Origin of the sequence: Micromonospora sp. NPDC005298 (assembly GCF_040607375.1) — a bacterium.
Taxonomy (GTDB): domain Bacteria; phylum Actinomycetota; class Actinomycetes; order Mycobacteriales; family Micromonosporaceae; genus Micromonospora.
In genome coordinates, this window is record NZ_JBEXGP010000014.1 from 90435 (window position 1) to 111867 (window position 21433).

At 71.4% G+C, this 21433-nt stretch carries 20 protein-coding genes, 1 tRNA gene and 1 other RNA gene; 9 read left to right on the forward strand and 13 right to left on the reverse strand.

The features are described 5' to 3' along the window. Nucleotides 1-8: 8 nt before the first annotated feature. Entirely contained in the window at nt 9-1001 is a 993-nt protein-coding gene (locus ABZS77_RS19825) for an ArsR family transcriptional regulator (RefSeq protein ID WP_354824584.1), read from the reverse strand. A gap of 68 nt (nt 1002-1069) precedes the next feature. Between ABZS77_RS19825 and ABZS77_RS19830 the strand changes: the two genes are divergently transcribed. Further along, nucleotides 1070-2341, forward strand: a complete 1272-nt coding sequence (locus ABZS77_RS19830) for an MFS transporter (RefSeq protein WP_354824586.1) — start codon at nt 1070-1072, stop codon at nt 2339-2341. 237 nt (nt 2342-2578) lie between these two features. Next, the gene (leuA, locus tag ABZS77_RS19835) at nt 2579-4330 is read left to right on the forward strand and encodes a 2-isopropylmalate synthase (RefSeq protein WP_354824589.1); all 1752 of its coding nucleotides are present in this window, start codon (nt 2579-2581) and stop codon (nt 4328-4330) included. Nucleotides 4331-4362: 32 nt separating this feature from the next. On the opposite strand, the gene ABZS77_RS19840 is transcribed toward leuA, so the two are convergent. Then, complete coding sequence (locus ABZS77_RS19840; protein ID WP_354824591.1) at nt 4363-5856, reverse strand: MFS transporter; 1494 nt, start codon at nt 5854-5856, stop codon at nt 4363-4365. Nucleotides 5857-5963: 107 nt separating this feature from the next. Here ABZS77_RS19840 and ABZS77_RS19845 point away from each other — a divergent pair, with 107 nt between their 5' ends. Both ABZS77_RS19845 and ABZS77_RS19850 read left to right on the forward strand, forming a co-directional pair. Continuing rightward, nucleotides 5964-6605, forward strand: coding sequence for an HNH endonuclease family protein (locus tag ABZS77_RS19845; RefSeq protein ID WP_354824593.1), 642 nt, complete (start codon nt 5964-5966; stop codon nt 6603-6605). Continuing rightward, the gene (locus ABZS77_RS19850; RefSeq protein ID WP_354824595.1) at nt 6605-6985 is read left to right on the forward strand and encodes a hypothetical protein; all 381 of its coding nucleotides are present in this window, start codon (nt 6605-6607) and stop codon (nt 6983-6985) included. Before ABZS77_RS19845 ends, ABZS77_RS19850 begins: the two co-directional genes overlap by 1 nt. 59 nt (nt 6986-7044) lie before the next feature. On the opposite strand, the gene ABZS77_RS19855 is transcribed toward ABZS77_RS19850, so the two are convergent. The 7 genes from ABZS77_RS19855 to ABZS77_RS19885 form a co-directional block, all read right to left on the reverse strand. Beyond that, complete coding sequence (locus tag ABZS77_RS19855) at nt 7045-8145, reverse strand: oligopeptide/dipeptide ABC transporter ATP-binding protein (protein ID WP_354824597.1); 1101 nt, start codon at nt 8143-8145, stop codon at nt 7045-7047. Then, nucleotides 8142-9128, reverse strand: a complete 987-nt coding sequence (locus ABZS77_RS19860) for an ABC transporter ATP-binding protein (RefSeq protein ID WP_354824599.1) — start codon at nt 9126-9128, stop codon at nt 8142-8144. Before ABZS77_RS19860 ends, ABZS77_RS19855 begins: the two co-directional genes overlap by 4 nt. Nucleotides 9129-9240: 112 nt before the next feature. Beyond that, complete coding sequence (locus tag ABZS77_RS19865) at nt 9241-10200, reverse strand: ABC transporter permease (RefSeq protein ID WP_354824692.1); 960 nt, start codon at nt 10198-10200, stop codon at nt 9241-9243. 65 nt (nt 10201-10265) lie between these two features. After that, nucleotides 10266-11273, reverse strand: coding sequence for an ABC transporter permease (locus ABZS77_RS19870; protein WP_354824601.1), 1008 nt, complete (start codon nt 11271-11273; stop codon nt 10266-10268). A 98-nt stretch (nt 11274-11371) separates the two neighbouring features. Further along, a complete protein-coding gene (locus ABZS77_RS19875; RefSeq protein WP_354824603.1) occupies nt 11372-13045 on the reverse strand; it encodes an ABC transporter substrate-binding protein in 1674 nt (557 codons plus the stop codon). Nucleotides 13046-13288: 243 nt separating this feature from the next. After that, the gene (recR, locus tag ABZS77_RS19880; RefSeq protein ID WP_354824606.1) at nt 13289-13882 is read right to left on the reverse strand and encodes a recombination mediator RecR; all 594 of its coding nucleotides are present in this window, start codon (nt 13880-13882) and stop codon (nt 13289-13291) included. Nucleotides 13883-13890: 8 nt separating this feature from the next. Further along, nucleotides 13891-14199 carry a YbaB/EbfC family nucleoid-associated protein gene (locus ABZS77_RS19885; protein ID WP_244296072.1) on the reverse strand — a complete coding sequence of 103 codons (309 nt, stop codon included), beginning with the start codon at nt 14197-14199 and terminating at the stop codon, nt 13891-13893. Nucleotides 14200-14413: 214 nt separating this feature from the next. Between ABZS77_RS19885 and ABZS77_RS19890 the strand changes: the two genes are divergently transcribed. Continuing rightward, complete coding sequence (locus ABZS77_RS19890; protein WP_354824608.1) at nt 14414-15154, forward strand: DUF998 domain-containing protein; 741 nt, start codon at nt 14414-14416, stop codon at nt 15152-15154. On the opposite strand, the gene ABZS77_RS19895 is transcribed toward ABZS77_RS19890, so the two are convergent. Continuing rightward, on the reverse strand, nt 15051-18089 hold the full coding sequence (locus tag ABZS77_RS19895) for a DNA polymerase III subunit gamma and tau (RefSeq protein WP_354824611.1): 3039 nt from the start codon (nt 18087-18089) through the stop codon (nt 15051-15053). The genes ABZS77_RS19890 and ABZS77_RS19895 overlap by 104 nt on opposite strands. Before the next feature lie 166 nt (nt 18090-18255). Next, nucleotides 18256-18345: signal recognition particle sRNA small type (gene ffs, locus ABZS77_RS19900), an RNA gene on the reverse strand. Nucleotides 18346-18427: 82 nt separating this feature from the next. On the opposite strand from ffs, the gene ABZS77_RS19905 reads away from it, so the two are divergent. Then, nucleotides 18428-18512, forward strand: a tRNA-Ser gene (locus tag ABZS77_RS19905). Between the two features lie 76 nt (nt 18513-18588). Beyond that, nucleotides 18589-19419, forward strand: coding sequence for a class I SAM-dependent methyltransferase (locus ABZS77_RS19910; protein WP_354824613.1), 831 nt, complete (start codon nt 18589-18591; stop codon nt 19417-19419). Nucleotides 19420-19450: 31 nt separating this feature from the next. Here the strand turns inward: ABZS77_RS19910 and ABZS77_RS19915 are convergent, their stop codons facing one another. Beyond that, nucleotides 19451-19693, reverse strand: a complete 243-nt coding sequence (locus ABZS77_RS19915; protein ID WP_354824615.1) for a flavin reductase — start codon at nt 19691-19693, stop codon at nt 19451-19453. A gap of 199 nt (nt 19694-19892) precedes the next feature. On the opposite strand from ABZS77_RS19915, the gene ABZS77_RS19920 reads away from it, so the two are divergent. Both ABZS77_RS19920 and ABZS77_RS19925 read left to right on the forward strand, forming a co-directional pair. After that, nucleotides 19893-20660, forward strand: a complete 768-nt coding sequence (locus tag ABZS77_RS19920; RefSeq protein WP_354824618.1) for a helix-turn-helix transcriptional regulator — start codon at nt 19893-19895, stop codon at nt 20658-20660. Then, nucleotides 20651-20842, forward strand: a complete 192-nt coding sequence (locus ABZS77_RS19925; RefSeq protein ID WP_354824621.1) for a DUF397 domain-containing protein — start codon at nt 20651-20653, stop codon at nt 20840-20842. Before ABZS77_RS19920 ends, ABZS77_RS19925 begins: the two co-directional genes overlap by 10 nt. 14 nt (nt 20843-20856) lie before the next feature. On the opposite strand, the gene ABZS77_RS19930 is transcribed toward ABZS77_RS19925, so the two are convergent. Next, nucleotides 20857-21426: a TetR/AcrR family transcriptional regulator gene (locus tag ABZS77_RS19930; RefSeq protein WP_354824624.1), complete on the reverse strand. Its 570-nt coding sequence runs from the start codon at nt 21424-21426 to the stop codon at nt 20857-20859. Between the last annotated feature and the right edge of the window lie 7 nt (nt 21427-21433).

Sequence of the window (21433 nt, forward strand, 5' to 3'; positions counted from 1 at the left end):
GCTCCGGCTCAGCCGCCGCGGCTGGCCCGGAGCAGGGCGCTCGCGGCATCGGTGTTGCGGTAGATGACGTGCCGACCCTGCCGGAACCGGGACACCAGGCCGGCGGCGTGCAACGCGGTCAGATGCTGGGAGACGTTCCCGGCTGACATGCCGGCGAGTCGGGCCAGGTCGGTGGTGGTCGACGACGTGTCGAGCAGGTGCAGCAGCGCGGCCCGGCCCGGGCCGACCACCCGTGCCAGCGGGTCGCCGGACGGCGTCGCGGTCGCCTCCCAGAGCGTCCCGAGCGCCCGGACCGGGTACGCCCCGGCCGGCACCGAGTCCTCCAGGAGGTTCCACAGCACCCGCTGGTTGCTGAACAGCGCCGGACTCAGCGCCAGCCCACGATCGCGGAGGTCGAAATCCCGCTCGAACGGGTCGTCGCTGACCACCCGGTCACCGAGCCAGCGCAGACTCGGGTGCAGTTGCTCGAAGAACCGACCGGCGCCGTTCTCGGCGAGCTGGGCGGCCCGGTACGCCACGTCGGCGTCGAGCAGTGCGCGTATCCGCGGCCAGTCCGGGGCGATCGCCTCGTCGTACCAGACCCGCACCGCGTCGACGAGCTGCGGCAGCAGCCCGCGAGGGTCGGCCAGAAGCGCCAGCCCGAACGGACCGAGCGGCCGGCGCGCGGTGGTGGCCAGCAGATCCTTGACCACCACAGCCGGCGGCGTCGCCGCGACCTGGTCGAGCTGCTCGGCCATCTCCACGTTCGGGAGGGCCGCCGGGGTGAGGAAGTCGGGCAACGGGCAACCCCGCCAGGTCAGCTCCGTCAGCGGTCGCACCGGGACGGCGACCTCCGGACGGCGCAGCGTCACCCGGGCGCGGTCGATCCAGGGCAGGTGCACCGGGTAGCGCAGCGGGCTGGCCACCGCCCACATGCTCAGGACGGTCTCGTTGACCGGCGACACGGCGAGCCGGACTCCGGCGACGTCGGCCAGGCTGAACCGCAACTCCGACACACACACCCCCGCACGATTCGGTCCAGCCTAAAAGGTTCGACCCGGCGCGTGGAAGCACGGTTCACTCACCAACCATGGGGGCCAGAGACACCATCCGTACCGCCGTCCGAAACGTCGTACCGCCCGCCGGGTTGACCCGAGCCCTGGCCGTGCAGGCCATGGTCTACGCCGTCGGCAGCGGCCTGTTCCACGCCGGCAGCGCGGTCTTCTTCACCCGGGCGCTCGGGCTCAGCGCCGCCCAGGTCGGGCTGGGCCTGTCCATCGCGGCCGGGGTGTCGCTGCTGGGCACGGTGCCGCTGGGAGGGCTCACCGACCGGTACGGACCGCAGCGGGTCTGGACCGTCGGGTTGGTGCTGGACGCGGCGCTCTTCGCCACCTACCCGTTCGTGGGCGGCTTCGCGGGCTTCCTCGCCGTGGTGGTGGCGCTGGCGGCCGTGGACGCGTCGACAGGCGTGGCCCGGCAGGTCTACTCGATCAACGCGCTCCCGCAGGCCGAACGGGTCACCGCGATGGCGTACCAGCGTTCGTCGCTGAACGTCGGCTTCGGGCTGGGCGCGGTGATCAGCGGGCTGGTGCTGACCGTGGACACGATCGAGGCGTACCGGGGGATGGTCTGGTTCATCGCGGCGGTGATCCTGGTCACGGCGCTGTTCGTACGCCGGCTGCCCCGGCTGCCGCAGGTGGCCCGGCCGGTGGAGCCGATGGGTCGGCTCGCCGTGCTGCGGGACCGGCCGTTCATGGCGGTGTCCCTGCTGTCCGGGCTGCTCACCGCGCACGGGGTGCTCTACCTGACGGTGCTGCCGCTGTGGATCCTCACCCACACCGACGCCCCGAAGACGGTGATCGCCGCGCTGGTGCTGCTCAACACGGTCCTGATCGTGCTGCTCCAGGTACGCGCCAGCCGGGGTGCCGACACCGCTCCGGACGCGGCGAGGGCCTCCCGCCGGGGCGCGCTGCTGATCGCCCTGTTCTGCCTGGTCCTGCCGATCTCGAAGGTCACCCGGGGTGGGCTCACCATCGCGGTGCTGGTGGCCGCCGCGATGGTCCTGATCCTGGCCGAGCTGATCGAGTCGGCGGGCACCTGGGGGCTCACCGCCACCCTTCCGCCGGACGACCAGCGCGGCGCGTACGTGGGGGCGCTGCGGCTCGGCGAGCAGGTGCAGTACCTGATCGCCCCGGCGGGGCTGACCGCGCTCGGGGTGACCACCGGCGGCTGGGGCTGGTACCCGACGGCGGCGGTCTTCGTGCTGGTCGGGCTGGCGATCGTGCCCGCGGTGGCCTGGGCCGGACGGACGCCGAGGCTGGGTGCCGACGCCCCGGAGCCGACCATGACGCCGGTCCCATAGTCCGGACCTACCTTCCCACCCCCGGTTAGATCACGTAGGGTGACGTGGTCATGTGGCAGGCGCTGCTCCTCCTTAGCCGCCGCGACGAGGCCTGACCGGCCGGCACCTCGTCGCGGAGTCGCATCGCGCCGTCCAGCACATCTGAGTTTCCTCTCGGCACCGCCGCGCACCGTCGCCCGGCACCTCGCCGACACCTTCCGATCTGCTGACGCCACATGTTCCAGGGAGCACTCTGAGATGGCTCAACCTGTCACCGACGCCGAGACCGATCCGATCGCCCGGCAACGCCCGAGCCGGATGCCGTACCACCGCTACCAGCCCTACCGGGAGCAGTTCCGGGTGGAGCTGCCGGACCGCACCTGGCCCACCCGTACCGTCGAGGCCGCGCCGCGCTGGTGCGCGGTGGATCTCCGGGACGGCAACCAGGCGCTGATCGACCCGATGTCGCCCGAACGCAAGCGCCGGATGTTCCAGCTGCTGGTGCAGATGGGCTACAAGGAGATCGAGGTCGGCTTCCCGTCGGCCAGCCAGACGGACTTCGACTTCGTCCGGCAGCTCATCGAACAGGACATGATCCCGGACGACGTCACCATCCAGGTGCTCACGCAGTGCCGGGAGCACCTGATCGAGCGGACGTTCGAGTCGCTGCGCGGCGCCAAGCGGGCGATCGTGCACTTCTACAACTCGACGTCCACGCTCCAGCGGCGGGTGGTCTTCGGCCTGGACAAGGACGGCATCGCGGACATCGCCACCTCCGGCGCGAGGCTCTGCCAGAAGTACGCCGAGATCCACACCCCGGACACCGACATCTTCTACGAGTACTCCCCCGAGTCGTACACGGGCACCGAGCTGGAGTACGCGCTTGAGGTCTGCTCCCGGGTGATCGACGTGATCGACCCGACGCCGGACCGTCCGCTGATCATCAACCTGCCGGCCACCGTCGAGATGGCCACCCCGAACGTGTACGCGGACTCGATCGAGTGGATGCACCGGCACCTGCCGCGCCGCGACAGCGTGGTGCTGAGCCTGCACCCGCACAACGACAGGGGCACCGGGGTGGCCGCCGCCGAGCTGGGCCTGCTGGCCGGCGCGGACCGGATCGAGGGCTGCCTGTTCGGCAACGGCGAGCGCACCGGCAACGTGGACCTGGTGACGCTGGGCCTCAACATCTTCTCCCAGGGCATCGACCCGATGATCGACTTCTCGAACATCGACGAGGTCCGGCGCGCCGTCGAGTACTGCAACCAACTGCCGGTGCACGAACGGCACCCGTACGCGGGCGACCTGGTCTACACCGCCTTCTCCGGCTCGCACCAGGACGCCATCAACAAGGGCTTCGACGCCCTCACCGCCGACGCGAAGGCCGCCGGCGTACCCGTCGACGAGTTCACCTGGGCGGTGCCCTACCTGCCGATCGACCCGAAGGACCTGGGCCGCACCTACGAGGCAGTCATCCGGGTCAACTCGCAGTCCGGCAAGGGCGGCGTCGCGTACATCATGAAGAGCGAGCACCAACTGGACCTGCCGCGCCGGCTCCAGATCGAGTTCTCCGGTGTGGTCCAGCAGGTCACCGACCACAACGGCGGCGAGGTCGACCCGGCCGCCATGTGGGAGATCTTCGCGACGCACTACCTGCTCGACCACCAGCCCGACCCGGCGGTCCGGTTGAACGGCTACACGATCCGCACCACCGACGGCAAGGTCGACATCGAGGCCGAGGTCGGTGTGGGCGGCGGCGACCGGTCGCTCGCCGCGGTCGGCAACGGCCCGATCGACGCGTACGTCAACGCGCTCCGGTCGGTCGGTGTGGGCGTGCGGGTGCTCGACTACCACGAGCACGCGCTCTCCTCCGGCGGGGACGCGCAGGCCGCCGCGTACGTGGAGTGCGAGGTGGACGGTCGGACGGTCTGGGGTGTCGGCACCGACGCCAACATCGTCACCGCCTCGATCAAGGCGGTCACCAGCGCCGTCAACCGCGCCCGCCACTAGACGTCACGCGCCGCACCCCCGAGGTGGTGCCCCTACTTCGGGGGTGTGGCGGCGGGCATCGAATGGCAGGGCTGGGACGGCGGCGCCTCGCGGGGTGGCCGGTGGACCAGCACGAGGGCCAGCACCGCGCCGGCCACCAGCAGCCCCGCGCACCAGGCCAACGCGCCGCGGAACGCGTCGGTCAGTTCCGCCTTCTGCTCGTAGCCGCTGCCGGACAGTCCCACGAGCAGCGGCAGCGCGGCCACCGCGAGCAGACCGCCGGCCCGGGACGCGGCGTTGTTGAAGCCGCTCGCCACTCCGGAGAACCGGTCCGGAACGGCGCCCAGCACCGACGCGGTCAGCGGTGCCACCACCAGGGTCAACCCGATGCCGAAGAGCAGCACCCCGGGCAGGACGTCCCGCCAGTACGACGCACCCGGCTGCACGCCGCGCAGCAGCAGCAGGCCGGCCGCGGCGATCACCGGCCCGACGGCCAGCGGCAGCCGCGGGCCGATCCGCGCCGACAGCGCACCGGCCCGCGCCGAGCCGACCAACAGCAGCAGGGTCATCGGCAGCAGCGCGATGCCGGTACGGAACGCCGACCACTCGACGACGTTCTGGAGGTAGACGGCGAAGAAGAAGGTGAAGCCGCCGAGCGCCGCGTACACGACCACCGTGAAGATGTTCAGCACCGAGAAGAGCCGGCTGCCGAACAGCCCGGTGGGCAGCATCGCCGTGTCGCCGCGCCGGCGTTCCAGCAGCACGAAGGCCACCGCCGCCAGCACCCCGACGAGCGCCGCGACCAGCACGGGGGCCGAGTCGAACCCGCGTGCCGGCGCGTCGATCAGCGCGTACGTGACACCGGCGAGCGCCAGCGCCCCGAGCAGCGCACCGGCCACGTCGAACCGGCGGCGGGTGCGGCCCGGACCGTGCGTACGGGAGGCGTCCTCGTCGCGGCTCTCCGGCACCCAGCGCAGCGCGGCGAGCACGACCAGCACCGCGATCGGCAGGTTGAGGAAGAAGATCCACCGCCAGGACAGCGCGTCGATGAGCCAGCCGCCGATGAACGGCCCCAACGCCGTGGACACCCCGGAGAGCCCGGCCCACGCGCCGATCGCCCGGCCCCGGTCGTCGGGGTGGAAGCTGGCCTGGAGCACCGACAGCGAGCCGGGGGTGAGCAGCGCGCCGCCCGCGCCCTGGAGGAACCGGGCCGCGATCAGCCAGCCGGTGCCCCGCGACAGGCCGCACAGCACCGAGGCGACGGTGAACCAGAGCACCCCGATCAGGAAGACCCGTCGCCGGCCGAAGCGGTCGCCGAGGGATCCGCCGAGCAGGACGAACGCCGCAAGCGTCAACAGGTACCCGTTGACGGTCCACTGGAGATCGGCCACGTTCGCCCCGAGGTCCTGGCCGAGTCTGGGCAGCGCCACGTTGACGACGGTGGTGTCCAGGAAGACCATGCCGGAGGCGAGCACCGCGGCGACCAGCGTTCCCCGGCCGGCGGCGGTGCCCATCCTCAGCGCTGGTGACGGTAGGGGTGCGGTCATCCCACCAATCTGCCTTGCAGGATGTGGGAGACGCCACGAAACGCCGAAACCATGCCCGGGTACTGTGCGCAATCGCCGGGAGCCCGCAAGCTGGAGAGGTGTCGTCTGTGCGTACCAGATCAGGACAGCGTGCGTCGGTTGCCGCGCTCGTCGCGGCGCTGGCGCTCGGCGTGGCCGGTTGCGTCCCGCCCGAGGAGCCGGATGCGTCGCCACCACCGGGGGACGGCGGCAACGCCGTCGAACAGTTGAGCCAGCTGACCGTCGCCAGCGCCGGCTCGATGAAGGGTTACAGCCGGGACCGCTTCCCACACTGGCGGGACACCGGTAAGAACTGCGACGTGCGGGACAGCATCCTGCAGCGTGACGGCAAGGACGTGAAGCTCTCCGGCTGCAACGTGGTCGGTGGTCGCTGGGAGAGCGTGTACGACGGCCGCAGCGCGACCGATCCCTCCGACGTGGACATCGACCACACGGTGCCGTTGGCGAACGCCTGGCGCTCCGGCGCCGACGAATGGGACAACGCCAAACGTGGCGACTTCGCCAACGACACGACGCGACCGCAGCTCATCGCGGTTTCCGCGTCCTCTAATCGGGCAAAGGGTGACCAGGATCCGTCCCAGTGGAAGCCGGCGAACCGGTCGTACTGGTGCCAGTACGCCAAGGACTGGGTGACGGTCAAGCATCACTGGCGGTTGACGGTGACCCCTGCCGAGAAGGCCGCCCTGACCGACATGCTGGAGGGCTGTTGATGAGCGAGGACGCGGCGACAGGCACCGACAACGCCCCGGCGACCGCCGGGATGACCGCCGACGGTGCTGCCGACACGCCGGCCGCCGTGCCGGGGGCCGGCATGGTCGCGGACTCGGCGGGTGCCGCCGGTCCGCAGAGCCGGACCGCCGACATCGTGCCCGGCCCGGGTGGGGTGATGACCGACGAGGTCGGTGTCGTCACCGGCGAGTTGACCCTGCGCACCGAGTACGCGGACGGCAGGGTCACCCTGCGGGTGCAGTACAAGGACGCGGACGAGTGGTACGCGGTCACCGGCGGTTCGGTCGCGCTGGCCGACCCGGCGGGGCTGGACGCGGTGCACAGTGTCGCGGTGGGGTTGCTGCACCGTCCGGAGGGCTGAGCCGCCCGCAACGAGTGTCGCCGCGGGGGCCGTCCGGTTCGGGACGGCCCCCGACGGCGTCACGGGGTCGGGATCAGCTCGTCCGGCGGGTCGACGGGGCCGGTGCCGTCCACGGGACGGACCAGCTCGACCTCCACCTCGTGCGGCCGGATCCGGCCGGCGGCGATCTCCTCGGCGAAGTGGCACGCCACCCGGTGCCCGCCGACCACGTCGCGCAGTTCCGGCCGCTCCTCGGCGCAGCGGGTCGGCTGCGCCCACGGGCACCGGGTGTGGAACCGGCAGCCCGACGGCGGGTTGGCCGGCGACGGCAGGTCACCGGCGAGCAGGATCCGCTCCCGGCGGTCCTCCACCAGCGGGTCGGGCACCGGCACCGCGGACATGAGGGCGCGGGTGTACGGGTGCATCGGCTCGCGGTAGAGGTCGTCGCTGGACGCCTCCTCCACCAGCCCGCCCAGGTACATGACACCCACCGTGTCGGCGATGTGCCGGACCACCGCCAGGTCGTGCGCGATGATCAGGTACGTCAGGCCGCGCTCGTTCTGGAGGTCCTCAAGCAGGTTGAGCACCTGGGCCTGGATCGACACGTCGAGCGCGGAGACCGGCTCGTCGGCGACGATCAGGTCCGGGTTGAGCACCAGCGCGCGGGCGATGCCGATGCGCTGGCGTTGGCCGCCGGAGAACTCGTGCGGGTACTTGCCGAGGGCGGAGGCGGGCAGGCCGACCGCTTCGAGCGTCTCGCGCAGGCGGCGGTTCGTCTCGGCCTTGTCGTCGGCAAGCCCGTGCGCCTTGAGCCCCTCCACGAGCAGCGACTCCACCGACTGTCGGGGGTCGAGGCTGGAGAGCGGATCCTGGAAGATCATCTGCATGCGGCGGCGGGCCGTGCGCATCGCCTCACCCTTGAGGGCACGCACGTCGATGCCGTCGAAGATGATCTCACCGTCGGTGGGTTCGACGAGCCGCAGCAGGCCCCGGCCCAGCGTCGACTTGCCGCAGCCCGACTCGCCGACCAGGCCGTACGTCTCGCCCTTGCGGATGCTCAGCGACACGCCGTCGACGGCGTAGACGTACCCGACGGTCCGGTCGAAGAGCAGGCCACTCTTGATCGGAAAGTGGACCTTGATGTCGCGCAGTTCGATCAGGGCATCGGTCTGTTCGGTCATCGGGCCGCCACCTCCTCGGAGACGGGGTTGTTGCAGCGGAGGTCGCCGCCGGTGGCGGTCGGTTCGAGCGGCGGCGGCCCTTCCAGGCAGGCGTCCACGACGTTGTCGCAGCGCGGTGCGAACGCGCACCCCTCGACCCACGGGATGTTGTCCGAGACGGACCCGCGGATCGCGTGCAGCCGCTCACCGCGCGGCGAGTCGAGCCGGGGCACCGAGTTGAGCAGCCCGTGGGTGTACGGGTGCCGGGCGTGCGCGAACAGCTCGTGCCGTGGCGCCCGCTCGACCACCTTGCCGCCGTAGAGCACGTTGACCGTGTCGCAGAGCCCGGCCACCACACCCAGGTCGTGGGTGATCATGACGAGCGCGGTGCCGGTCTCGTCGACCAACTGCTTGAGCAGGGTGAGGATCTGCGCCTGGATGGTCACGTCGAGCGCGGTGGTCGGCTCGTCCGCGATCAGCAGCCGGGGCTTGCAGGCCAGCGCGATGGCGATCAGCGCCCGCTGGCGCATGCCGCCGGAGATCTGGTGCGGATACTCGCTGAGCCGCCTGCTGGGGTCGGGGATGCCGACCGCGTCGAGCAGGTCCCGGGACTCCCGCAGCGCCTGCTTGCGGTCCCGGCCCTGGTGGCGTTCCAGCACCTCGGCCACCTGGACGCCGATCGGGATGACCGGGTTCAGCGAGGAGAGCGGGTCCTGGAAGATCATGCTGATCTCCCGGCCGCGCCGGTCACGCAGGTCGTCGGGACGCAGCTTCAGCAGGTCGGTGCCCTCGAACAGCACCTCACCGGTGACCTTGTTACCCCGCTTGGGCAGCAGACCCATGATGGCCAGGCTGGTCACGCTCTTGCCGCAGCCGGACTCGCCGACCAGGCCGACGGTCTGGCCGGGCTCCACCGTGAAGCTGACCTTGTCGACGGCGGTGAAGGGCCGCTCGCCACGCCGCTGGAACACGACGCTCAGGTCACGGACGTCGAGCAGGCTCATCGGGTCACTTCCTCACTGCTGTGGTCCTTCGCCCGCGACAGCGGGGCTCGCGAGCGCACTCCTCGCGCTCGCCCGAGGCGCGGGCCGGCCGTGCTGTTTGCGCGCACCGTGCTCACCGCCGGTTCTTCGGGTCGATCGCCTCGCGCATCGCCTCACCGAGCAGGGTGAAGCCGAGCGCGACCACGATGATCGCGAGCGCCGGGAAGTACGCCAGCTCCGGACGGACCTCGAAGTAGCGCTGGCCGTCCACGCCGAGCATCAGGCCCCACTCGGCCCGGTTGATGTCCGGGTCGCCGAGGCCCAGGAAGGAGAGCGCCGCGGCGTCCAGGATGGCCACCGCGAAGGTCAGCGTGGCCTGCACGATCACCGCGGTCAGCGAGTTGGGCAGCATGTGCCGCAGCACGATGTTGCGCTCCTTGACGCCGAGCGCGCGGGCGGCGAGCACGTGGTCGCTCTCGCGCTGGGCCAGCATCGAGCCGCGCAGCAGCCGGGCGAAGATCGGCACGCTCACGATGGCCACCGCGAAGATGACGGTCCACTGGCTCGACCGGCTGGCCATCGCGACCAGGGTGATCGCGAGCAGCAGGCTCGGCAGGGCGAGCATCACGTCGGTGAGGCGCATCAGCACCACGTCGACCCAGCCGCCGAAGGCACCGGCGATCGCGCCGATCAGTACGCCCAGGGCGAGGCCGATGAGGGTGGCGAGCACGCCGACGAAGAGCGTCTGCCGGGCACCGTGGATCATGCGGGACAGGAAGTCGCGACCGAGCGGGTCGGAGCCGAGCGGGAACTCGCTGCTGCTGCCCGGGATGCTGTCCACGGTCAGGTTCTTGGTCAGTTCGTCGAAGCGCTGCACCGGGTCGTGCGGGGCGATCAGCGGAGCGAAGATCGCCACGAGGACGAACAGCCCCACGATTGTGGCCCCGACGATGGCGACCGGGTTGCGCCGCAGCCGGCGTACGGCGTCCCGGACGAGGCTGATCCCGCCCCGGTCGGACGCGCTCGCGCGGGCCAGCTCGTCCAGCCGCGCCTTCTTGCGGTCGCCGAGCACGCCGATGCTGCGCTCGCTCATGCCGGGGCGTGGCTTCTCGTCCCCACTGCGGGGGGCGGGCGTTCCCGCCTGGATGATCGGATCACTCATCGCACACGCACCCTCGGGTCGATGAAGGCGTAGGAGAGGTCGACCAGCAGGTTGACCACCACGAAGACCAGGGCGGCGAGCAGGATGATCGCCTGGAGCACCGGGTAGTCCCGGCCGCCGCTGATCGAGTCGGTGATCAGTGTGCCGATGCCGCCCCAGTTGTAGACCTTCTCGGTGAGCACCGCGCCGGAGAGGAGCGCGCCGGTCTGCAGACCGATGGTGGTGACCACCGGCAGCAGCGCGTTGCGCAGGATGTGACGGCCCCGGATGGTGCGGTGCCGCAGGCCCTTCGCCTCGGCGGTGCGTACGTAGTCCTCGTTGAGGACGTCGAGCACGCTGGCCCGGGTGATCCGCACGATCACCGCCAGCGGGATGGTGGCGAGCGTGATCGCCGGCAGGATCAGGTGCCACAACGCGTCGGCGCTGGCGTCGAACTCCCGGGTCAGCAGGCCGTCGAGGACGAAGAAGCCTGTGACGTTCGTGTTGTCCATACCGGTGGTGAGCCGGCCCGACGGCGGGAACCAGTGGATGTTCTGCGTGAACGCGTCCTTGAGCAGGTAGCCCAGGAAGAAGATCGGGATCGAGATGCCGAGCAGGGTGCCGGCGATGGTGAGGTTGTCCGGCCAGCGTCCCCGCCAGCGCGCGGCGAGATAGCCCAACGGGATGCCGAGACCAACGGCGATGATCATCGCGGCGAGGGCCAGCTCGATGGTGGCCGGGAAGGCGCGGCTGATGACCTCGGTGACCGGGTCACCGGTCCGGATCGAGTTGCCGAAGTCGCCGGTGACGACCCGCTGCATGAACTTGCCGTACTGCACCAGGATCGGCTGGTCGTAGCCGAGCGCCTTGGTCAGCAGGACGCGGCGCTCGGGCGTGGCCCGTTCGCCGAGCAGCGCCTCGACCGGGCCACCGGGCAGGTTCCGCAGCCAGATGAAGATCAGCGCCGACAGCGCTAGGAGGGTCACCACCAACTGCAGCAGGCGGCGGACTATGACTCGCAACATCTCTCAAACACCAGACTCTCGATGATCGCGGAATCGGCCCGGGCCGGGAGGAGCCCCGGACCCGGGCCGATCACGCCTACGGCGTCAGCCGATGGATGTCACTTGCTGATGCTGACCGTGTTGAATCGCTCGTCGGTCAGCGGGCTGGCCACCAGGCCCTTGACGTCCTTGGTGACGACGATCGCCGGCGGGGCGTGCCACACCGGAACGGCCGGCAGCCACTTGGCGGCGATGTCCCGGTTGACCTGCTCCCAGGCCGCCTTCTTGCCAGCCTCGTCGACGGTGGCGTCGGCCTTGGTGATGGCGTCGAACATCTCGGTCATCGACTGGTCGCCGAACTCGGCCTTGCCCCGGCCGAAGAACGTGCCGACGAAGTTGCCCGGGTCGTTGTAGTCACCGGTCCAGCCGAGGATGTGCAGGTCGTGCTTGCCGAACTGCTGCACGTCGTCCTTGAAGCCACCGTTCCACGGGCGAGGCACACCGTTGACCTTGATGCCGACGGCCTGCAGGTCGTTGGCGAGGACGGTGAAGATCTCCTGCGGGTTCGGCATGTACGGCCGGGTGACGTCCGGCGGGTAGTAGAAGTTCAGCGTCAGACCCTCGGCGCCGGCCTCCTTGAGGAGCTGCTTGGCCTTGTCCGGGTTGTACTCGTACTTCTGCACGTCCGGGGCGTAGCCGAGCACGGTGTCCGGCATGAACTCGTCGGCGACCTTCGCGCCACCCGGGCCCTTGGTCTGCACGAGCTGCTGGCGGTTGAGCGCGTAGGCGATCGCCTGCCGCACCCGCAGGTCCTTCAGCTTCGGGTTCTTCTGGTTGATGCCCAGGTAGAGGATGTTGAACGCCGGGCGGTTGATGACCTGGAAGCCCTCACCCTCGAGCGCCTTGCGGTCGGCCGGGGCCGGGAAGTCGATGCCCTGCACGGTGCCGGCACGGAGCTCCTGCTTACGGGTGCTCTCGTCCTTGATGACCTTGATGATCATCTTGTCGACCTTGGCCTTCTCGCCAAAGTAGTCCGGGTTGCGGTTCAGGGTGATCTCGTTCTTGGCCTTGTCCCAACCACCGAAGGTGAACGGGCCGGTGCCGACCGGGTTGGTGGTGGCGAAGGCGCTGTACTCGAACGAGTCGCCGTTCTGCTTCACCGTGTCGGCGTCGTACTTCTTCAGGGCTTCCGGGCTGGCCATCGAGAGCGAGGTCAGCGCGAAGGCACCCGGGAAGGCACCCTTGTACTGGTTGAGGGTGACGACGGCGGTGCCGTCGTCCTTCGCCTCGCACTTGTTGTAGATCGCCTTGCCGGCGTCCTCGTTGTCGTTCTTGGCGAAGCCCCCGAAGACGTCCATGTAGTAGATCATCTGGGACTGGGCGGCAGCGCCCTTCATGTTGTACCAGCGGTCGAAGTTGTAGCAGACCGCCGCGGAGTTGAACGGCGTTCCGTCGTGGAACTTCACGCCCTGGCGGAGCTTGAACGTCCAGACCTTGCCGGTGGGGTCGCTCTCCCAGCTCTCGGCCAGGCCGCCCTGAAGCTCGGCGGTGCCCGGCTTGTGGCTCACCAGGGTGTCGAACATCTGCCGGACCGGCCGGAACGACTCACCGTCATCGTTGAAGATCGGATCAAAGTTCTTCGGGTCACCGGCACCCGCGAAGATGAAGGTGCCGCCAGTCTTGGCCTCGCCACTGTCACCGTCGCGCTCGCTCTCCGCGCAGCCGGCCGCGCCGACCGCCAGAGCGGCAACGGCCGCGATGGCCACAGCCGATTTAAGCCTTCTCGCCTGCATCTCTCACCTCTGTCATGCGCATGACCACGCCGAGCTGTGGCTCGGTCCGTGTGCGGGAGGCTATGACATGTCACACCGGAAGCGGAACGGGCGTCATGCAATCGCTACCAAGCCGACACCTTGCGCGGGCGTCTGACAGTCGACGGCACGGCGAACACATCGAGCGACACATCGATGCGTGCGGCGCCGGGCACGACGAAGGGGTGGCGCCGTCGTCGACGGCACCACCCCCACGGGTACGACTCAGACGGCCCGACGACCCTCGAACGCCCTACCCAGGGTGATCTCGTCGGCGTACTCCAGGTCGCCGCCGACCGGCAGCCCACTGGCCAGGCGGGTCACCGCGATGCCCATCGGCTTCACCATCAACGCCAGGTAGGTGGCCGTCGCCTCACCCTCGGTGTTCGGGTCGGTGGCCAGGATCAACTCCCGTACCGTTCCGTCACCGAGTCGGATCAGCAGCTCCCGGATGCGCAGATTGTCCGGCCCGATCCCCTCCAGCGGATTGATCGCGCCGCCGAGCACGTGGTACCGGCCGCGGAACTCACCGGTCCGCTCGACGGCCACCACGTCCTTGGGCTCCTCGACCACGCACAGCACCTCGTTGGTGCGGCGCGGGTCGCGGCAGATCCGGCACTGCTCGGACTCGGCCACGTTGTAGCAGGTCGTGCAGAACCGCACCAGGTCCTTGACCTTGCGCAGCGCGCCGGCCAGCCGGTTGACGTCGGCCGGATCCGCCGACAGGACGTGGAACGCGATCCGCTGGGCGCTCTTCGGGCCGACGCCCGGCAGCCGACCCAGCTCGTCGATCAGATCCTGGATGGCACCTTCGTACATCTGCCGGCTCAGAAACCGGGCAGGCCGAGGCCGCCCATGCCGCCGGCGACCGGGCCCATCTTGCGCTCGGTCAGTTCACGGGCCGCCTCGGCGGCGTTGTGCATGGCCGCGACGACCAGGTCCTCAAGCGTCTCCACGTCGTCCGGGTCGACGGCCTTCGGGTCGATCTTGATGCTCTTGAGCTCGCCGGCGCCGGAGACCGTCGCGGTGACCAGCCCACCGCCGGCGGTGCCGGTCAGCTCGGCCTCGGCCAGCTCGGCCTGCGCGGCGGCGATCTGCTGCTGCATCTTCTGCGCCTGCTTCAGCATCTGCTGCATGTTCGGCTGTCCACCTGGGCGCACGGGATGGCTCCTTCTCGCACTCGTCTGCTCGGCCGCCGACCAGCCTAACCGCTGTGACCGACCCCGCCCCGCCCGGTGCGCGCGCCCACGCCGGGGCGTCCCAGCTCCCTGTCGGGTACGGCTGGCACCACCTCGAACCGGCTATCTGCGGGTAGTGCGTCGGGGTCTACCGGACTGGTCTGCTCGACGCATGAACCTCAATCGCACCGGCCGGATCGGCGCGCTGTGCTGGGTCGTGGCGGCGCCGATCTTCCTCGTCGCCAGTCTGGTCACCGGCCTGCGCTGGCGCCAACCGACCTACAGCTGGCGTACCCACAACATCAGTGACCTGGGCAACGCGCACTGCGGCATCTGGGACACCACCCGACCCCGTTACGTCTGCTCACCCTGGCATCCGCTGATGAACGCAACGATGCTGGCGACCGCCGTACTGCTCGCCGCCGGGCTCCTGCTGACCTGGCGGCTCCTGGGTCGCGGCGCGGTGCTGCGTTCGGCGCAGACGCTGCTGCTGCTGGCCACCGGCGGGTACGCCCTGGCGGCCCTGTACCCGGCCGACGTCGACGAGAACCTGCACGTCCTCGGCGCGGTACTCATCATGGGCCTGGGCAACGTGGGGCTGCTCCTGGCCGGCCTCGTGCCGGGCACCGCGCTGCTGGCCCGGTGGCGACGGCTCACCGTCGTCGCCGGGCTGACCGCGCTGGCGGGGACCGTGCTGTTCTTCGCCCAGCAGGGCCTCGGGATCGGGGTGGGCGGCATGGAACGCGTCGCCGTGCTGCCCTTCCCCCTCTGGGCCTGCTGCCTTGGCGTCCTGCTGGCCGAGGCGCCGACTAACGCGCGTCGACCTCGTCGATCTTCTCCGCCCCGAAGGTCTCCCGGAGCAGCCGTACCGCCTGCTCCTCGCTCGACTCCCGAGCGGTCTTCTCGTCGATGACCTCGTCCAGCGGCTCGTCACCCGGGTCGAACCCCTCGTAGACCGGGGCCGCCGGCGCCGCGCCACCCGGCCGGCCACCGCGCAGCGGGCCGTCGAAGTCCGGGTCGTAGGGGGGTTCGCCCGCCCATTCGGCGTCCGCGGTGGGTCGGGCCGCCGCGGGGGTACGCGCACCGCGCCCCGCCGCCGCAGCGCGAGCCGCGGCGATGGCGCTGCTCACCGGGGCACCACCGGCTGACGCCGGCTGCCGGGCCGCCGGTGTCGGGTTACCCCGCCCGCCCGGCTTGTCGCCACTGTGCGCTGCGCCGGAGCCGCCCGGACCACCCGGTGTGCCGCCGTTGGCGCTGCCGCCGTCCGTGCCGCCGCCGTTCGTGCCATTCGGCGGGGGCATCGAGCCGTGGCCTGGCTGGTTTCCGGCCGACGCACCGCCCGGCAGGGCGGCCTCCGGCCAGTCCTCGCCGTCGGTCGCCTCGGTGGTGGCGGAACCACCTCCGGGGCGTGCCGCCTCCGGCCAGTCCTCGTCGTCGGTCGCTTCGGTGGCAGCCGGCGCGCCCGCCGAGCCGCCGACAGCGCCGCCATTCCGCGCGCCGGTGGCGGCGTTGCCGTTCGGCGCGGCAGTAGCGCTGCCGTTCGGCGCGGCAATAGCGCCGCCGTTCGGCGCGGCAGCCGTCGGACCGGCGACGGCACTGCCGTTCGGTGCGGCGCTCGCCGGGCGGGCGACAGCACTGCCGTTCGGTGCCGCGCTCGTAGAGCCGGTGGCGGTGCCGTTCGGCGGAGCGCTCACCGCGCCGGTGGTCGTCATCGGCGCGCCCGTCGGGCCGCCAGCACCCGCGTTCGGCGGGGCGGCCGGGCTCGCGTTCGGCGGGGCGACGGCCGGGGCGGCACTCCCGCCCGGCGCGCCCGTCGGGCCGCCAGCGCCCACGTTCGGCGCGCTCGTCGGGCCGCCAGCGCCCACGTTCGGCGCGCTCGTCGGCCCGCCAGCGCCCACGTTCGGCACGCTCGTCGGGCCGCCGGCGCCCACGTTCGGCGGGGCGGCGGAGTCGGCCGGCGGGGCGGCGGCGGGGCGGGTCGGTTGGGAGCGCGGCGGACCGGACAGCGGCACGCCACCGCGCTCGCCGGCTACCTCGCAGCGGATCTGCCAGCGCCCGCCCAACTCCTCGTAGAGCGCGTCGGTGAGCACCGCCGCGTGGTCGGCCATCATCTTGGCCAGCACGGTGGACTTCACCGTCAGCACGAGCATGTCGCCGTCGAGTTCGCGTACCACCGCGTCGCGCATCAGGGCCGCGATCCGCTTGTTGGTCCGGTTGACCTTGCCGACCACGTCGGGCCAGACCCGGCGGACCGCGACCGCGTCCAGCGCGGCGGCCGGCGCACCCGGTCGGGGAGGCACGGGCGTAGCCGGGTCGGGGAGTACCGCCGACGGCGGCACCACGCGGCGCTGGACCGGCGAGCCACCGGCCGCACCGGGGCCGGCTGGGGAGACGGGGGCCGGCGCGGCGGTGCTCGCCGACGCACCGGGAGACGCCGGAATCGGCGAGTCGGCGGTCGAGGCAGCCGACGCCGGGCCACCCGAGGTCGGAGCGCCCGAGGTCGGAGCGCCCGAGGTCGGAGCGCTCTGGGCTGCGGCACTTCGGGTCGGGGACGTCGCCGGGTCGACCTCCCACGGCGGTGCGGAGGTGGGGGCGTTGACCGGCATCGGGTTGGCTGCGGCAGCGGGGACCGGGGAGACCGGCTGTGGGCGTACCCCCGGGGTGGTGGTCTGGGTGTCGCCACCGCCCAGGGTGAGCCGGCGTTCCATGCGTTCCAGGCGCTGGAGCAGGCCGCCGGTGGAGTCGTCGGCGCCGGGCAGCAGCATCCGGGCGCAGATCAGCTCCAGCAGGAGCCGGGGCGCGGTGGTGCCGCGCATCTCCACCAGGCCGTCGTGCACGATGTCGGCGCAGCGGGACAGCGTGCCCGGGCCGAGCTGGGAGGCCTGCGCGGCCATCCGCTCGATCTGGTCGGCGGGGCCGTCGATGAGGCCCTTCGCGGCGGCGTCCGGCACCTGCTGGAGCACGATCAGGTCGCGGAGCCGCTCCAGCAGATCGGATGCGAACCGGCGCGGGTCGTGGCCGGCCTCGGCGACCCGGTCGACGGTGGCGTACGCGGCGGCGCCGTCCCCGGCGGCCAGCGCGTCGCACATCTCGTCGATCAGCGCCGCGTCGGTGACGCCGAGCAGAGCGGCGGCCCGCGCGTAGGTGACCCCCTCCGGACCGGCGCCGGCGATGAGCTGGTCGAGCACCGAGAGGCTGTCCCGGGCGCTGCCGCCACCGGCGCGGACCACGAGCGGGAAGACCGCCGGCTCGACGGCGACGCCCTCGGCCTGGGTGAGCTGCTCCAGGTACGGGCGGAGCACCTTCGGCGGGATCAGCCGGAACGGGTAGTGGTGGGTCCGCGACCGGATCGTGCCGAGGACCTTCTCCGGCTCGGTGGTGGCGAAGATGAACTTGACGTACTCCGGGGGCTCCTCGACGAGCTTGAGCAGGGCGTTGAAGCCCTGCGTCGAGACCATGTGCGCCTCGTCGATGACGTAGATCTTGAAGCGGCTGCTGGCCGGCGCGAAGAAGGCGCGCTCGCGCAGCTCGCGGGCGTCGTCGACACCGCCGTGGCTGGCCGCGTCGATCTCGATCACGTCGATCGAACCGGTGCCGTCGGTGGCCAGCGAGCGGCACGACTCGCACTTGCCGCACGGCTCCGGGGTGGGCCCCTGCTCACAGTTGAGCGAGCGGGCCAGGATCCGGGCGCTCGAGGTCTTGCCGCAGCCGCGCGGGCCGGAGAAGAGGTAGGCGTGGTTGAGTCGCCCGCTACGCAGCGCCTGCGACAACGGCTCGGTGACGTGTTCCTGCCCGATGACCTCGGCGAAGGTACGCGGCCGGTACTTGCGGTACAGCGCCAGCGTCACTCGTCCCGCCTCCTCTCGACCGAGCCATTCTGCGCCGGTCCGGCGCGGGTGACCACCCACCCCGCCGAACGCGCGGGTTACCGGGCGTTGATCGACGCCAGATCGGCGACGTGGCGGTCTCCACGGCCCGGTACGGCCCCAGGTCAGCGACCGGCTCCGGAGACAAAAAGGCCTCCCGTGCACCCGGCAGAGCTCGCTTATCCTTGCTGCCTTCCGGCCCTGGGGAGGTTCACGAGATACCGCCGCACGGGAGGTGACGCCAAGCCTACCCGACCGCCCGTCGATCTTCAGGGGGTGGTGGGGTGGCCCGGCCGGCGGAGGCCTGTATCCTGGCTCGCGGAGGATTCGCCTAGAGGCCTAGGGCGCACGCTTGGAAAGCGTGTTGGGTTTACACCCTCACGAGTTCGAATCTCGTATCCTCCGCTCGCGGAGCAGCAGCAACGCCCAGCAGACCGATAACCGGTCGGCTGGGCGTTTTTGCTGTGGTCTCATCGACGCCATGGCGGCGTGGGAGTGGGACGAGTCGTTGTACGCGGGCAGCGCGCACCACTACAGCGTGGGCCGGCTGCCGTACCCGCCCGAACTCGCCGACGCCATCCGTACGGCGCTCGGCCTGGACGGCACCGGCCGCCTCCTGGACGTCGGTTGTGGCCCGGGGTCGTTGACGCTGCTGCTGGCGCCCCTGTTCGAGGCCACGGTGGGGGTCGATCCCGACCGGGGCATGCTCGCCGAGGCGCAGCGCAGGGCCACCGAGTCGGGGACCACCACCGTCGGGTGGCGGCACCTGCGCGCCGAGGCGCTGCCGGCCGACCTGGGGACGTTTCGGGTGGCCACGTTCGCCCAGTCGTTCCACTGGATGGACCGGCCGCTGGTGGCCCGGCGGGTCCGCGAGATGCTCGCGCCCGACGGGGCCTGGGTGCACGTCAGCGCCAACACCCACCAGGGCGTGGACGGCGATGACAGGTTGCTCTATCCGCGACCGCCCTGGCAGCGGATCACCGAGCTGGTCGCGCGCTACCTGGGGCCGATCCGCCGAGCCGGTCAGGGGACACTGCCCTCCGGCACTCCCGGGGGCGAGGGGGAGATCATGCTGGCGGCGGGCTTCTCCGGCCCCACCCGACTGACCGTCGAGCAGGGGATGGTCGTGGAACGGTCGGTGGACGAGCTGACCGCTGCGGTGTTCTCGCTGTCCAGTTCCGCACCCCACCTGTTCGCCGACCAGCTTCCCGCCTTCGAGGCTGACCTGCGCGATCTTCTGTCGGCGGCTGCGCGGGACGGCCTCTTCGCCGAGCGTCGGCGGGACGTGGGTGTCGCCATCTGGCGACCCTGACGGGCACGCGAACGCCTCCCCGGCCAGGTTCTCAGCCGCGGGCGCGGGCCCAGGAGAGGAAGCGTTCGGCCAGCCGGGCCGGGTCGACGTCGGGGAGTTGCGCGCTGGCCTCGACGTGGAGCGTCGCGAGGTAGACGGTCAGCGCCAGCCGGTCGTTCCGGTACTCGCCGAGCAGCCGCAGCTTCGCCGCCGAGCAGGGCCAGGCGATGCCGCACGCCTGACATCGCCAGGTGGGGCGGGTGGGCAGGTGGTTCCGGTGGCGACGGCCGGGCATGGGCGGGTCTCCTTCGCCGGTGGAGGAGGGCCGCCCCGCCTACCCGCCGGGGCGGCCCTCCGACTGACGCCGACCGCCGGGCTGCTGCGCCTCCACCGGTCACGCCGTCTTCTGTGGACCACCCTCGGGCGCGTCACCGGACAGGTACACCGCGTAGCGATATGGTCCCCAGATATTTGGGACATCCGATGGAGGGGCCGTGAACGACGCGTTGCGGGTGGCGCTCAGCGACACCGGGCACACCACCGAATCCCTCGCCGAGACCGTCGGCGTCGACCCGAAGACCGTCGGGCGCTGGTTGGCGGAGGGTCGCATCCCGCATCCTCGGCACCGCCTGGCGGCAGCGGAAGCACTCCACAAGGACGTGTCAGACATCTGGCCGGACACTTCGAGACGTCGTGATCCCATCTGGTTTCGTCCGTGGCAGGAGATCGAGCGCGAGGCGGTGTCGCTGCGCTCGTACGAGTCGACGGTCCTGCCGGGGCTGCTCCAGACCGAGGCGTACGCCCGCGCGGTGCTCGCCGGCGCGGGCCTGATCCCCCGGGGTGAGATCGAGCGGCACCTCGCCGTCCGGCTCAACCGGCAGGGCGTGCTCAAGCGGGACGACCCGCCGCAGTTCACGGCGGTCATCGACGAGGCGATCCTCCGCCGGCCGGTCGGCGGCCGGTCGACCATGCGCGAGCAGTTGCTCACCCTCGTCACGGCGTGCGCCGAGCCGCACATCCGGGTGCACGTCGTGCCCGGCACGGTCGGCGCGTACGCCGGCCTGAACGGGCCGTTCGTGATCGCGCACAGTCACGACCACCGCGTCGCCGGCTACCTGGACAACCAACTCCAGGGACAAGTCGCTAGCGACCCGGAGGACATCGCGGCCATGATGGCCGCATGGGAGAACGTGCGCGGCGAGGCGCTGTCGCATTGGCAGTCGGTCGATCTGATCTCGGAAGTGGCGGAGTCATGGAGCTGAACGGCGCGCGGTGGCGCAAGAGCAGCCGCAGCAGCGGCAATGGTGGCAACTGTGTCGAGGTCGCCGACAACCTGCCCGGCGTGGTCGGCGTACGGGATTCCAAGGCCCCGACCGGCCCGGCGCTCGTCTTCGCGCCGGCGGCCTGGCGGGCGTTCGTCGCCCACCTCCCCCGCCGCGCCTGACGCCCGCACAGGGCTCAGCGGAGGGAACCATCGAGTAGGGCGAGGAAGGCTCGGTACGCCTCAGCGGCACGGTCCTGTTCGCCGGTCGCCCGATCGTCGAGCAGAAGACCTCGCGCCACCCCGAGAACCAGCGTGGCCAGCACGTCCGGCCGGGCGTGACCGTCGGCGCTCAGTCCGGCGGCGATCGTCGGCAGCCAGTCGTGCACCGCCATCGCCGGGAAGTCGGGCCACGGCGTCTCGCTCGGCGGCAGGTCGTGCACGACGCTGAACAGGCGTACGTATCGGCGGGCCTCCGGGCCGGAGAGCGTCGTCCAGGCCGCGGCGAGAGTGTCGACGTACGGGGTGTCGGGGCGGTGGCGCAGCACGTCGTCGAAGAGCGCCCGCTGCCGTCGCCGGGCCTCGACCAGCGCGGCCCTTACCAGCCGATCCTTGGTGGCGAAGTGGTAGATCAGCATGCGAGGGCTGACCCCGAGCGCCGTCGCGACCGGGGTCAGCGAGGTGACCGGTAGGCCGTGCTCCAGCAGGTGGTCGACGCACCCGTCGAGCAGTCTGTCGCGGATCTCCGGCTGCGGTCGGCGTCCCACGGAGCCA